Source organism: Falsihalocynthiibacter sp. S25ZX9, from assembly GCF_041205405.1.
GTDB lineage: Bacteria > Pseudomonadota > Alphaproteobacteria > Rhodobacterales > Rhodobacteraceae > Falsihalocynthiibacter > Falsihalocynthiibacter arcticus.
In genome coordinates, this window is the sequence record NZ_JBGFCD010000386.1 from 1 (window position 1) to 273 (window position 273).

A 273-nucleotide genomic window follows, 5' to 3' on the forward strand; every position below is an offset into this window, starting at 1 on the left:
ATTTTTTACTACGTCTTGGGGGTGGCATCCAGCTCAGGTGATACCTCCCCAGAGCCCTGAACGCCTTCTTCCCGTTCACTGAACAGTCCCCCAGATTGTCCACAAAGGCCACAAAAGGCCCCCAGGAATGCCCCAGTTCGTGGTATTGATCGGATAAGTCGAAGAAAACGATCCCCTTGCTGGGGTTCCTACCATCCCAGCCAAACACTTCTTCTCTTTTTGAACGTGCGAAGTACCCGCCCTTTTGTGGCGTGGTTTCAGCGATTTGCCTGT

Annotated in this window: 1 protein-coding gene; it reads right to left on the reverse strand. The window is 52.7% G+C overall.

The features are described 5' to 3' along the window. On the reverse strand, positions 1 to 273 hold a 273-nt coding region (locus AB9F29_RS22695; RefSeq protein ID WP_369757347.1), incomplete at both ends, for a hypothetical protein.